Origin of the sequence: Bradyrhizobium yuanmingense (genome assembly GCF_900094575.1) — a bacterium.
Lineage (GTDB): Bacteria > Pseudomonadota > Alphaproteobacteria > Rhizobiales > Xanthobacteraceae > Bradyrhizobium > Bradyrhizobium yuanmingense.
In genome coordinates this window covers 1-12,895 of the sequence record NZ_FMAE01000040.1, presented here as the reverse complement: position 1 = coordinate 12,895, position 12,895 = coordinate 1, and the positions used below count along the sequence as shown (strand labels likewise).

Here is a 12,895-nt window from a genome sequence, read left to right as displayed (position 1 = left end):
CTTGGTCTGCAGCGTTCGCTCGTAGCTGCCTGCCCGCGTGTCCTGCCGCGCCGGGCTGCGCTCATACCGCCCAGCACCGCACAGCTGGTCCGCTTCGGCCTCCAGCATCGCGTTCAGTGTCTCTTCCACTGTCCCGCGGACCATCTCGCCCAGGTGATCTCGAATCCGGGCCTCATCAATTTGGATCACCTGACCCATGGCATTCCCATCGTTCATTCAAAGCTCCTTCATTCTAGAAGAAGCCGTCAATCCTGAAAGTGCGAAAGACTCTGTACGTTATCGATCCGTGTCCAAGGACATGGTTGCTCCTGTTGATGATGGATGATTGAAGGGGCGGGAGGTAATTGGAACGGCGCGAGTTCGGCTCGCGCCATTCTAGCTTGCAGCGCGTAGCTTTACTTGCTGCCGCGGCTTAGGAGTGCGACCGCGCGATAGTTCCGGTAGAATTTGGGTAGCTTGGATAGTCGCGATAGCGGAGGGTCAACAGGCCATCCTTCCGGTCGACAACAATCGCCTCGGCCCAACCGTATTCGGGAGATTCCTGGGCGATGACGAGATGCCCGGTCTCGATGATTTCCCAGCTTTCGGGAGATCCCTTCTGAGGAGGCAGAGGGCCGCCGAGCTTGTCTCGCGGTACTGCGGCCGCGTCGTCCGAAATGCCCACGACGACTTCACTGTACAGGGCTTGGCGGATCTCAGGGACAGAGGCGGCACCGGTGGTTGGGAGTTTTCCAGCCGGGAGAGCGCCCGCCAAGCTGATTGAGTCGGCGGATTTCAGCTCGTATAGATTGAGCGCCGTCTCCTTCGATAGTTTGATGAGTTCCTCCTCGTTGGATGTGCGGTATCGCGCGCCGCGTGGCTTTTGGTTTTCATCGAAGCCGAGAACGATAAAGACCTTGGACCGGGACTTTGCTGCCTCCATTGCCTTCGCTGGAGGGGCCTTTGTTGCAGCGGCGGCACTTGATCTCGCCGGAAGAACGGCGGCCGCGAGCTCGTCGTACAAGCTGCGTTTGATGTAGGGCAGAAGCGCTCTGCCTTGGTCGTGAACGCGTCCGACCGGAATTTTCGCGCCGATTTCGACAAGGGCTGGTCGATCGACGTTGCAAACAGCCAGCTTGAGTGAGCGCGCGGCCTTTTTGGCTGCCGCTGCCTGGCGCTCCGGGAACCGGCCGGCCTTCGGCTTGCCGGTCGCGTCGATCCCGTAGACGATGATTGCCGAGGCGGAGAGTGTCTTCCGGGTCGTAATATTGGGCTTGGCGATTTCGCCCTCCTGAAAAGCCGAAGGGGCCCGATTTGGGCCCCTTTCTAAAACGGCGTTGTCGCTGGTCTTCCGGGATGGTCCCGGCAATGGCGGTCTTGTCATTGGACGTCTCCTTGGCTGAAGACGAGAAGAGTGTTCAAACCATCTCGTCGTAAGTATAATAAAGCAGAGTCGTCAAATCGCAATGATGTCAATACTTTAATTGCCGCAAAACTGCGCAGAAATAGAACGTCATTGCTGTAATTTTAGCGCTGTTTTGGCGCAATTACTGTAAACAATACACGACGAAAGATCGCATGACTTGCGATCATCAATATTGTTGCCGTTGCAGACGTTCAAACCGTCAGCAGCGCAGTAATGCCAAAGAGCGTGCTGAACAAAGCGCGGAAAATCCGCCGGAAAATCACCGTCAAACTGGCGCGCGTCGATCTGCGCCGAGACGCGCCGCAAGACCTCGGCGCAGCCGCCGTCTGCATAGCAACGGGGACCGTAAGGGTGAACCATGCCAAGTTGCTGCAAAATACCGGTTCGGACCAGAAAGTTGTGAACCAGCCGATCCACGACGATCATGGCACTGCCAACTGCATACCAATCAGGACGGCCCTCGCGATCCGCCATCAAGACGGATGAAAGCGTCATCGTCAGAACCTTGTCCGAAACCCCAAAAACATGACGGGTCGGACCGACTAACGCCTCTTGAGCGGACCCATCGCCAAGTTCGCCCGCCGCCGAGAGCTGGCCATCGATCCACCCAAAAAGATCGGAATCCGCGACATCTCTGACAAACAGAAAGAAGCTGAACGCAGTCTGGTTGAGATGGCCATTTCTCAGTGGAGCCTTGGGAACGGGGCACCGGCGGATATAACGGGGGTGGCTGCACGTGCGCCGAGTCTTGTCGTAGCGGCAGCTTTCGTAGGTCCAATAACTGTCTAACAGGGCGCAAGCGGGATCACGCACTATTTGGCTGATCTCATGCCAGGTGATGCCGCCATGGGCGTGAAGATAAGACGCGGCCACCCTGTCCGAGATCCCCTGGAAGCTGAAGGTCTCGACCATCCAGTCAAATAGCGGCGGTGTGTTTCGAGCGCGCACGATCTGATGGAGGTCCGGATCTGGTGAGCCGACGCCGATCTGAGGCGCCAACGAGGGCAGGCCAGCGCCATTTCGGCAGATGGCGATGATCAAGCTGGCCGCGGATCTGACCGCCGCTCCGGTGGGGTGCCGGGGTTGCGCCGGCACTGCCAATGATCGGGACTTCCCTAAATCAAAGATACCAGCCTCCTTTGGGCGTCGCTGTCACCATCAATATACCGCTCGGTCGTTTGGATCGAACGGTGGCCGGCCAGGAGCTGGACATCCCTTAGGGAGCCGCCGGCCTTGTGAACGAGGCGTGCGGCGCGCGTAATAAAGGTTCGTCGTCCGGAATGAGAGGAGCAGCCGCTGAGGCCAATCGCTTGAAACGCGCGATTGAACCAGACCACGATGCTGAGTGGCGTCATCGGTCCGCCGCGTTCCGATCGCGCGATTGGTCCGTTTCCCGGAGATAGCTTTCGTAAGGCGATGAGTGCCTGTCGCAGATCCTGTTGGACCGGGATTCGGCGGCCGTGTCGCCGTTTTGCGACGCTGTCCCGTACCTCGATTGTCGAGCCAATCTCGCCTTCGGCGCCTTCAACCATATCCCAGGTCAGCTTGGCAATCTCGGCGGCGCGCAGGCCTGCCTTCAGCGACAAGAGGACGATAGCGCGATTTCTATCCGGATGCCGGGTCGTGCCGGCGAAGAAGAGCAAATCTCGCGCCGCTTGATCAGAAAGTATCTTGGCTTGTTTGCCTGCCATGTCGATCAAACCGAATGCCAGATTCTAGCCGTTCGGCCGATCGCTGCAACACAATAAATGCTTATCAGTTCGTCGAGCGAAGAGCTTTCGGAAGAGATCAGCGCATCCGGATGAGAGGTGCTCGGCGACTGATGAGGCTTTGAGAGTTTGCTTAAGAGTGCGATCTGGATAGCTCGGGAGGCGAGATTACTCGATGTTGTAAATCATTATTGTAAACAAGAGAGGAGGGAGCCTTCCAAGGCAAGATCAGCTATCGCCCGTGAGGGGCTACGCACTCGGCATCCAGATGCGCACGGCCAGTACTTTGTCGCGGCCACTACGTCACCTGGCGAGTGAGGAGGTTGGATCTGAAACCAATCTCATCGAAGATGAGGTTAAGGAGCAGCGAGCATGGCTGCGCAAAATGGAACGACGTACGTGGAATTCGATAGTCGAACTGTATTTCCCTCTAAGCAACGTACAACAGGATCTTCTTCGAATCGGCTAGTAGACACGGACGTCAAGCTACGCTTCAAGAAATGAGAGGCCCGCTAGGTAGGGCGCGGACTCATTTATGCGCCGCCACAACCGGATTGACGCGAGTTGGAGAACGCAAGGTAGTGGGCGGCGAGCCTGCCGTAGCCACGCCGACGGCGTTGCTTGATCCCATTGAAGAACCGCTCAACCTTGGCTCGAATGGTTCACGTCATCAACGGAAACGTGAGCGTCGTTGTTGTGCCCGTGTCGGCACTTTGCTGCTGAACGTCGCCACCGATTTGTTTGGCAAGCGATGCGATCAGCTTAAGACCCGATCCATGCTCGTTCGATTTCTGGATGCCACACCCATTGTCGGATACTGTTAGACGGGCCTCGCCGTAGCCGACGCCGCCTACCAAGTGCACCTTGATCCTGCCGCCGTTCCGGTCGAATGCATGTTTAATGCTGTTCATTGCAGTCTCATTTAGGATGAGACCGACCGGCAATGCTCGGTCGATGCTCAGTTCGAGCTCGTCGCACTCGACATCGATTTCGACTCCTTCAACCTGCTGACGGATCGCGCTGCAAAGTGCGCGTATGTAAGATGATAGGTTTACATTATGGCCTTCGTGTCGAGGGGCGAGTTGATCATGCGCCAGCGAGATGGCGTTGATACGGCTAGCGACATGATCCAGCTCGCGATGAACCTCTGTGCTCTGATGCCGGCGCTTTTGGAGGGAGATAGAAGATAAAACGAGCTGAAAGTTATTCTTGACGCGATGTTGCATTTCCCGAAGTAGCACTTCTCGCCTTTGAGCTTCGGCGGCAGCAGCCATCAAACGCGCTTCTTCATCCGGCCGCGCATAGTGGCGAAGTACGGCTCCTATCAGCGCGGCAGCGGCGGTCAGAAAATCGCTCGTGTCCTCGGTGAACTCTCTCGCCTTGGTGCTGTCCACTTCGAGCACACCCCAGGCTGCACCATCTATAAGCACAGGAACGTTGGTCAACGAGATGATGCCATGCTCCTTCAGAAGATCCGAATGAATGTATTCTTGTTGTTCACCGAGATTCTGGACGGTGACGGGTTCTGCCGTCTGAAACGAGCGCCCGGGTGGAGAGCGTAGGTCGGCCGATAATGTCGCGGTCCCTACGACCCCATCCTTCCATCCCACACCTGCGACTAGGAGGAGATCTGAGGAGTGCGGACGATATTGGAGAATCTTTACGTGGTGTATCTCTACTGCGCGCGCGACTTGAACGACCGCTTGATTTAGAAAGCGATGCAGATCGACCTTTTCACCCCCGAGTCGCCCGATATCGACCAGAATGCGGATGTGGCGCCGGAGCCTATCCAGCGAGCCACCTTCGTTCATTCCGGGCGCCAGTTCTTTCATTTACTTCCAATGCCACGCACTCCGAAAAGTGCCAGGGACAGTTGCTGAAGCCAATCTCTTATCGGTCCAGTTCGCTTATTGCGCTGCCGCACGAATTTGGCCGCTATAGCGGACAAGGCCTACGTAGCAGCTACGGCCCATTGACGGTAAACAGCCTAGCACTCCCCAAGTCGAAGCCGAGTTCGCTTAGCTGGCTCGCAGCCGCACTTGAGCGCCCTTGCCGTCATTACTGCTCTAGTTCTCTGAGGATGCGGTCTCGATGCTACAGGTGCTGCATTTGAGAGGCCTTGAAATTATCGAGCAGCTTCCGCGCCTCGCCGGTGTCATAGCCCTGACGAACCATGAACCCTATCCGTCCCTCCTGCTCAAAGATGTGGCGCTTGCCTTGAGCTATGTGCCGCTCGGCTTCTTTCAAATGTCGGAGCTGCATCGCGCGGTCCATGCCACAGCTTATCACAAGGAAGATGATCTTGGCGCCCGGAAAATCCTGCTATTCTCAATCTTCCTCGGCATTATGTCGCGGCGCGTTGCTCCCAGGAAGGTACTCGGCGGTGGGTGTTTCAGGATTTCCGAACACTGCTCGACCCTCTCATGGGAGCGTTTAATCAGCTGCTCGTCGATCGTACGATCAATTCGATAGACAGGTTTTCGCTGTTTTTGCGGCATATAGCCTTCAACGGCCGCTCTGTCGGTCATGCAGATGACGAGGTCATTGTTCCGATCGCGACCGGCCGGCGCAGGAAAGCGGGCGACGAAGACCAATTTCTCAAACTGCTCCGGGGCCGCGATGAATCAAACTCGACAAAACTCAATGTGAGCATAATAGGTCTACTGCCAGGCGGATAGCTCCAAATCCCTAGGCGGGAATGCGGACATTCGCTAGCAAGATGTCGCGCACGCGCCGATCAGGGGCACGTCGCTCGGCCGGGATCCCCGCTGGCGTAACGAACCCCACGCGGCGAATCGTCGAACCGAGCTCGGAACAGGCGATTGAAATGCGAAAAATCCGAGAAGCCTACCTCGAGCGCGATATCGGAAATTAGCTGCGCGCTGACGCGCGCCTCGGTTAACAGTTTGAACGCAAGTTGGAGACGTAGCTCATTCACATGCCCGGTGAACGATGATCCTGATGACGCCATCAGGCGCTGCAGATAGCGAGGTGAAATGCCTTGGCGATGAGCGACCTCCTCGACGCTAAGCCCGGGCTTCTGAAAGTGTGCCGCGATGTAGTCGAGTACGGCGCTGTGGCGCGCGGCCACGATCGCACTCGCATCGCTCTCGCCCAAGGGGGCGCACTCGCTGACCGCGAGCGCAACAAGATCACAGGTGTGGGCTACGATCGCATCACGCAGCTTGGGGGCGGCCAGAGCCCCCTCCTTAAATGCTGACTTCAGATAGGCCATGAGGAGGCGGAGTGGTTCATTTCTCTGCGGAATCGGCCGCATGGCGAGGCTCTCGATATCTGCCACGCGCTGCGCAAGGGCCTCGCGGGGTACCGCGAGACCTAATAGCATTCCGTCGATATAGGTGACGGTAGCGGGTTCCGAATGCAGAATCGAGGTTGCGTCGCCGGCGCAAAGCTCGATGTCCCGCCCGCGCTGCGACAAGCGAGTTTTGCCGGGTAAGCAGACAATGAGGCCGATTGAGTCGTCGCCGTCAGCAACGCTCGCCCGCAAGCGCTTGAAGCACATGGGAGAGCCTCTCAGTGCGAGCGTGCGTAGACCCCGGAGCGCTTGCAATGTTGCGTCGGCTTGAAACGGAACGTTCGTTAGAGGTTCGATATCGACGTGAACTATTCCCCGCACAAACCTCTCGCGCCATAGTGGAAGTCGCATCCGCTCCGGATGCTCGCGCGTCGAGAATCGATGCGATACGAAAGTGGCAGCGTCCATAGACATGAGGATCTCCAGCCTTGATAAGCCACAATGTCAAATTGCGGCAGGCCAGCCGCCGGTATCCGTATTGTGCAATTCGCGCACCGACCATCTCCTCAGGTACGCAAGATTCCAAGAAGCTACTTCATTTGTCGGCTAGTCTCATTCACCTGTGATTGATGCTGATGTGAACTGGCTCACGTGGCGGCCAGAAAATTACGGCAATTTCTGATTGCAAATGTAGCGTGCAAATATCTCCTTTAAGAGGAGATGATTGTAACTACTCTATTTCAAATTGCTGCCGTCGGATCCAGTTTGAACATCCCTGGCTGCAAGACTTTATCGCACTGCTCATCGCAGGCGGAAGTTCTGCAGAACAACACTGTCCTCTAATCCGGTCTCCTATCGTGCCTTGATCGCCGCATCACCTTAAGGTTCGTCGGACCCAATGACTTCCCGGCACTGTTCTTTTTTAGCTGCCGGATGAAATGGTCGAAATCTGTCACATGGGACGTCAACATGGTGATCAGGAAGAGGTTCGATCATGTCCATTATACTCGACATGGTTTACCGCGAGTACTGCCGGGCCCGCCTCACCGAAATGCGAAAGCAACTTTTGATACGGGGCGTTGGCGAAAAAATACCGGAAGCCCCTTGGGAAGACGATGACCCTCCCGACCCTGGCGCTCGGGACGGCTGGGCGACGAACGAGCCCTCATCATCCATCGGATAGCTGGAGCGCGTTATCATCGACCCTATGAGGCGCGGACGCGGGCCAACAGATGGACGATCGAACTCAAACCTCGAGGCGATTGTTCGGCGAGACTCCGCCGGAGTTCAGAGCGGCCGGCGGCGATCTGCGTATCGATGTCTATCGCGGGATCGCGTTATGGTGGATCTTTCTCGATCATGTCCCCAATAACATCGGGAGCTGGCTGACACCGCGCAACTACGGTTTCTGCGATGCCGCCGAGATCTTCATGTTCCTCTCGGGCGTTACCTGTGCGTTGGCCTACGGCAGGGTGCGTGAGCGCGAAGGCTGGAGCGGCATGATCGGCCGTTCGCTACGCCGGGGATGGGACATCTACGCGGCGTTTCTACTGCTTACACTTGCTTGCGCTATCCTGGTCTATCTTACGGGCAGCGATGATCTCGCCGACGGGAGCAATACGCGAATTCTGCTCGAACGTCCGGGTGCGACCCTCGCGCACGCCGCAATCCTGCAATACCGGCCTGTCAACACTGACGTCCTGCCGGTTTTTGTGATTTTTCACGTGCTGTTCGCGCCGCTGCTGTGGCTGCTGCTGCGAGCGCCGAACGTCACGCTTGGGGTGTCCTTGTCGCTCTACGCGCTAGTGCACGTCTTTGATTGGAGCGTTCCGGCCTGGCCCAACGGCGTCTGGTTCTTCAATCCGCTGGCTTGGCAGTTTCTGATCGTGCTGGGCGCATGGTGCGTCATTGAGGGAGAGAAATTCCGGCCGTGGGTGATGGCGCGCTTGACGCTTATTCTGGCCGTTTCTCTATCTAGTTTTCGGCCTGGTTCTTGCTCAGAGTTGGAGGATCGAGCCGCTGGTCTCGCAAACTTTGAGGGACCTGCTATTTCCACCGGACAAATCGAATCTCAGTCCGATACGGCTGCTGCATTTTGTCGCTCTTGCAATTGTGGCGCTACGATTCATTCCGCGGAATTGGGAGGGGCTATCGACGCCGGTGCTGAGCTGCGCGAAGTGCTGTGGCGAGAATTCGCTGCCGATCTATTGTTTCGGCGTCCTTCTGGCGCTCGCCAGCCATCTTGCGCTGCTCGACCTCTCGAAGGGCCTTGCGATGCAGATCGTAGTCAGTGTTGCCGGAGTGCTGATGATGATCGGCATCGCGCGGTTACTGAACGCGATGGGCATCCGGCGCGAGCGGAAGTCAGCGGGGACGCAATCGATCGGGCAAGTTCCGCCGGTTCGCTAAACTGGTAAATTGCGGGTGGAGCACGGAGAGCAGCTCTTGCCCTTTCGATGCCGTCCACGATCTGTCAAACACCCGCTCCATGTCGAGAGCGGACAAGCTCCACATCATTGGATTAACCTAACGCTCAACCATCCTTTCTTTTCAGGGCAGTGCGAACTGAGAAACTCGATAAACTGGTGCATATTGCCGTTCCAGCCGCGTTCCGCAGCAAAGGCCCGACCTTCCTTCGAGAAGGCGAGGCCTGCAGGCGTGGTCACCTCGCTGGAAGCGTAAACCACGGGCCATTCGACGTCCTCGACAGCTGGCAGTATCGGGGTCGAATACAAGACGGGCGAGGAAACCCGTTCGCTGGTGGGTTTGCCAGAATTATCACCGGGCCGGCGTGGCAGGACACGCCCGCGCAGCGGTTTGTCCGCTCGTGGTATAACGACCCGGCCATCCTCAGCTATAATCAGTTCACGGCTTCGCGGTCGACCACGTCCGCGAGTTTTACAGAGGTGAACAGCGAGATTCGAATCGAGGCGTTGATCTGGAGCGGCGGAACCTGGGACGTCATGGAAGGCGTTGCCGGCTTCAGCAACAGCACGGTAAGCACCAACAGTTTTTCCGCCATCGGAATCGACAGCACGACGACACCCGAGCCAAACGGCGTGCTCTTGACCTTGTTGGGGACTGGTGTTGGCGGAATGTCGGTCGGCGCTTCTGCGCGCAGCATAAAAACAGGGCTCCTTACTCGGGTAGTAAGCGGGCGGATCGGCGCCATCTGCTCGAAATCGCCCGAGCCGACGCGCTTGCCTGCAGGCTAGACGACCACGCCGCCCGGCTATAGCTTGTTGAAGCCATGGGCGTTGGCGCGCCACTAGGAGCGACCGCGCACCCTAGCTTTGATTTGAAAACGGAGAACTGAAAGTGGCTATTGGTACTGTGAAATGATTCAACCCGACAAAGGGCTACGGGTTCATTCAACCGGATTCGGGCGGCAATGACGTCTTTGTCCACATCTCCGCGGTTGAGAAGGCTGGTTTTACTTCGCTCGCAGAGGGCGCAAAGTCAGCTTCGACATCGTGAAAAATCGCGGAAAAGACTCAGCGGAAAATTTGCGGATCGGGTGACGCACCCAGCATTCGATCCAACGGATTCGCGGCGTCCAATGTCCGACGTCGCCCGTGCGTCGCTGCATAAAGCCCTAGCTCGACAGAATGTCGCCGCCGATTCAGGTAGGTGCCCGGCAGACTTTTCGCCCATACAACTTGAGGCGCGTGGGCTACACTCCCCACGGGAAGCGCGGTCAGCTTCTTTCGCCGCTGAGGCTGGCCCGAGGTTAGCGGCGCGCGGCAGGGACAGCACTCGTGCCGAGTCACGTGCCGCTAACTTCACCGGCAGCGCGGGCGGGGTAGGGACAGCGTCTGATCCAACGCAACCGAACAGCGCCGAGTCTCGCCCGCACTGCCTGCGATCTGTGATCGACAATCATCACGGAAATTCAGGGAGCGAAAGGAGATTGTCCGGTTGAATTCGGTCCACTGTTGTCTTGATGTACTTGTGTCGCCCGTCGGTAGCGACGATGACCTCAACAGTGACGCCTGATTCTTCGACGTAGTACTCCCACTCGCGGCTTTCGAGGTTTCGGATAGTCTTCTTAACGGATAGCTTCCATCGCGTTCCGTCTGAATTTAGCCCGCCGACATTTTTGATTCTCTCGTGTGCGCTTCGCCTGTCAGTCTTGTTTATGCAACGAATGCGTACGCGTTTGGCCATGCGGTGTCTCCCATCTCTGCAAGCCTGAGGCACTAGCTTAGAGACTGGTCGTGGAGGAGGGGACGGCCAACTCTGGCAGTTGTGCCGCGGCTTTTTGCGGTGGATGTATCCTACCGTCAGCCTTCTTCCGTCGCTGAGGCTGGCGGTGGAGTTAGCGGCGCGTGGTAGGGACAGCGCTTCTTCTCTCAGATGAGCGCCGAGTCACGTGACCGCTAACTTCTACCATGGTGCCCAAATGGACGGTGAGACAACGTCGGCCAGTCCGGCAGACGACGCGCTTGTACGCTGGCTGGCTTCACACGCTCAAAGGAAGTGGCCCAGCTAAACGGACCGTAAGCGCTCAGCCGGGGTGTCAATCGGCCCTTTAATTGCGGTTTGATGTCAAGCCACCTCCTTGCTTCCCTGCTCTCCACTTGGCACGGCGGTAGCGCTTGCTCCCTTGGAGCTGGTCGGGTTGCGGAGACGGGGCGAGCGCGGCTTATCTACGATTGTTAGCCGTTGATGCATCGCTGAGTCATGGTCCTTTCCGAGGTCGCTAAGCGCCTCACGATGATGTCCGGGCCGTGTGCCTCAACGTGTTGGGCGGAGTGCGGTAGCAACCGCCACCAGCCGATTGACGGAGGTCACCACGACCACCGTCCCAGCGGGACATCGCCAGCCCGGCGGACTAGGAATTCACGAGACGAGATTAGGCGGGCTTCGCCTGGCCCCAGTCGAACGACGTTCCGTCGACCCAGATGCAATGGAGAATCACGGCGATCTTCCGAGCAATGGCGACCTTCGCCTTCTTCGCGCCAATTCGCTTTGCGAGCTTCATTCCCCAAGCCTTAAGCGAGGACCATTTTTTCGTCCGATAAAGCAGAACGGTCGCCGCTTCGAACAGGTAGCTTCGGAGAAGCCGGTCGCCCCATCGCGATATCTTGCCAGTGATGTCAGTTTCGCCAGATTGGTTCCGGCGAGGGGTAAGGCCCAGATAGGCGCCGACCGTCGAAGCCGATCGGAAGCGCGAGGGGTCATCGATCGTGTGGCGGAACGTTAGGGCCGTCACGACACCGACCCCCGGGACCGTCATCAGGCGACGCGTCGTCTCGTCCAGCTTTGCCAACCGGCGGACCTCGTTGTCGAATTTACCTTGTTGTTGACAAACGTTCTCATGGATCGAGAGCAGCGGCGATATCACGCTGAGAAGCAAATGATCGACGCCCAAGAGTTCGCTGACCTGGTTGCGGAACTGTTGGCCGATCGCGCGAGGGAATAGCAATCCACATTCCTTGATCAAGCTGCGAACCTGGTTCTCGATGTCTCGGCGCATGGACACTAGCCGAGATCTGGCGACAGGATCGCTCGGATCTTCTGGCTTTCCGCACTTTTGACTTTGACCTCTCGATAACGTCCAACCCGCACCAGTTCGGCAAGGCCTCGCGCATCATTCTGATCGCTCTTGTTCATTCGGACCGACAAGGCTGCGTGCGCATGCCGAGCGTCGATGCAGACCACCGGAAGCTCGACCCTGCGGAGTTCATGCCATAGCCAACTCGCCATCGCACCGGTCTGGAAGCCGATACGCTCGGCATGAGGCGCATGTTTGCTCAGATCAGTCAAGGCACCAGGATTAGGCCTTGGCTTTTCCTTCGAAGATTACTTGACCAGTCTCGTTGACAACGCACACAGCGGTTTCTCTCTGTGAGACGTCCACCCCGACGTACTGCTTCATGGGAGCTCCTTCGAATCATTTGATTGCGAGGGCTCAACGATAACGGAGGTTGTCTGCCACGAGCGCCGACCGCAATTACGTCATCGTGTTCAAATTTTGCCCCCCTAAGCTGGGGGATCGGCGTCCAAAATTACCGGCCACCACGGCCGGCCAACGACAACGGCTGAGATTTGTCGGCCTCACGTCGCAACATGAGCAAGGCGTCTAAATCGGCTGGTGCGGAGACCTGTTGCCATGAAGATGCCCCGATGGAGAGAAGCTAATTGTCCTAACGCTCACGGATATCTCGAAACGCCTGCAACGCAAACCTGAAGGAGATGTCCCGATCGCTGTTGAACTACGTCGGGCCGACGTTGCCGGAACGAATGATTACGCGGCCCTCGTGACATGGGCAATGGGCTTGATCGTCATGCGATCGTGGTGAGCTTGAAGGGCCGCACGCAGAACCGGCAATTGCTTATGCGCCTTCAATCGCCGGAAGCCCTTGTTGGCTTCGATCATGCCGGCCGCGACCCATCGCAAGGCCATGCCGGCATCCCGCCAGCGTTTGACGTTGCGCGTGACGCGGCGAATGGTGCCCATCATGTTCTCGGCGATGTTGGTACAGGCGAGCGATCGACGAAGCTCCTTCGGCAGCTTCAACC

General features: G+C 57.6%; 10 protein-coding genes and 4 pseudogenes. 4 read left to right on the top strand and 10 right to left on the bottom strand.

Annotated features, from left to right (window positions below; genetic code table 11):
- The 5 genes from GA0061099_RS37490 to GA0061099_RS37470 form a co-directional block, all read right to left on the bottom strand.
- Positions 1–216 (bottom strand): transposase (locus GA0061099_RS37490; protein WP_208604921.1); only part of this gene is annotated, 216 nt, incomplete at its 3' end.
- Positions 217–412: 196 nt separating this feature from the next.
- The gene (locus GA0061099_RS37485) at positions 413–1,363 is read right to left on the bottom strand and encodes a hypothetical protein (protein ID WP_074448571.1); all 951 of its coding nucleotides are present in this window, start codon (positions 1,361–1,363) and stop codon (positions 413–415) included.
- Positions 1,364–1,492: 129 nt separating this feature from the next.
- On the bottom strand, positions 1,493–2,446 hold the full coding sequence (locus GA0061099_RS42505) for a hypothetical protein (protein ID WP_225138283.1): 954 nt from the start codon (positions 2,444–2,446) through the stop codon (positions 1,493–1,495).
- 74 nt (positions 2,447–2,520) lie between these two features.
- Complete coding sequence (locus GA0061099_RS37475) at positions 2,521–3,096, bottom strand: tyrosine-type recombinase/integrase (RefSeq protein ID WP_036031936.1); 576 nt, start codon at positions 3,094–3,096, stop codon at positions 2,521–2,523.
- Between the two features lie 680 nt (positions 3,097–3,776).
- Positions 3,777–4,946 carry a sensor histidine kinase gene (locus GA0061099_RS37470; RefSeq protein WP_036031931.1) on the bottom strand — a complete coding sequence of 390 codons (1,170 nt, stop codon included), beginning with the start codon at positions 4,944–4,946 and terminating at the stop codon, positions 3,777–3,779.
- Between the two features lie 259 nt (positions 4,947–5,205).
- On the opposite strand from GA0061099_RS37470, the gene GA0061099_RS41720 reads away from it, so the two are divergent.
- Positions 5,206–5,586 carry a hypothetical protein gene (locus tag GA0061099_RS41720; protein ID WP_158644919.1) on the top strand — a complete coding sequence of 127 codons (381 nt, stop codon included), beginning with the start codon at positions 5,206–5,208 and terminating at the stop codon, positions 5,584–5,586.
- 265 nt (positions 5,587–5,851) lie between these two features.
- On the opposite strand, the gene GA0061099_RS37455 is transcribed toward GA0061099_RS41720, so the two are convergent.
- On the bottom strand, positions 5,852–6,781 hold the full coding sequence (locus GA0061099_RS37455) for a helix-turn-helix transcriptional regulator (protein ID WP_244621043.1): 930 nt from the start codon (positions 6,779–6,781) through the stop codon (positions 5,852–5,854).
- Between the two features lie 821 nt (positions 6,782–7,602).
- Here GA0061099_RS37455 and GA0061099_RS42500 point away from each other — a divergent pair.
- Together GA0061099_RS42500 and opgC are read left to right on the top strand one after the other, a co-directional pair.
- Positions 7,603–8,283 (top strand): annotated as a pseudogene (locus GA0061099_RS42500) (OpgC family protein); the annotation flags it as partial.
- Positions 8,284–8,404: 121 nt separating this feature from the next.
- Positions 8,405–8,779, top strand: a complete 375-nt coding sequence (gene opgC / locus GA0061099_RS42495; RefSeq protein ID WP_420886588.1) for an OpgC domain-containing protein — start codon at positions 8,405–8,407, stop codon at positions 8,777–8,779.
- A gap of 451 nt (positions 8,780–9,230) precedes the next feature.
- Here the strand turns inward: opgC and GA0061099_RS37440 are convergent, their stop codons facing one another.
- Positions 9,231–9,494, bottom strand: a complete 264-nt coding sequence (locus GA0061099_RS37440) for a hypothetical protein (RefSeq protein ID WP_036031923.1) — start codon at positions 9,492–9,494, stop codon at positions 9,231–9,233.
- Between the two features lie 245 nt (positions 9,495–9,739).
- Here GA0061099_RS37440 and GA0061099_RS37435 point away from each other — a divergent pair.
- Positions 9,740–9,891: pseudogene (locus GA0061099_RS37435) on the top strand (cold-shock protein).
- Positions 9,892–10,252: 361 nt separating this feature from the next.
- Here GA0061099_RS37435 and GA0061099_RS37430 read toward each other — a convergent pair.
- From GA0061099_RS37430 to GA0061099_RS37420, 3 genes and pseudogenes are all read right to left on the bottom strand, one after another.
- Positions 10,253–10,537 (bottom strand): DUF3892 domain-containing protein, encoded by a 285-nt coding sequence (locus GA0061099_RS37430; protein ID WP_074448569.1) that lies wholly within the window; start codon positions 10,535–10,537, stop codon positions 10,253–10,255.
- Between the two features lie 688 nt (positions 10,538–11,225).
- Positions 11,226–12,251 (bottom strand): annotated as a pseudogene (locus tag GA0061099_RS43430) (IS110 family RNA-guided transposase).
- Positions 12,252–12,620: 369 nt separating this feature from the next.
- Positions 12,621–12,895: pseudogene (locus GA0061099_RS37420) on the bottom strand (IS256 family transposase); the annotation flags it as partial.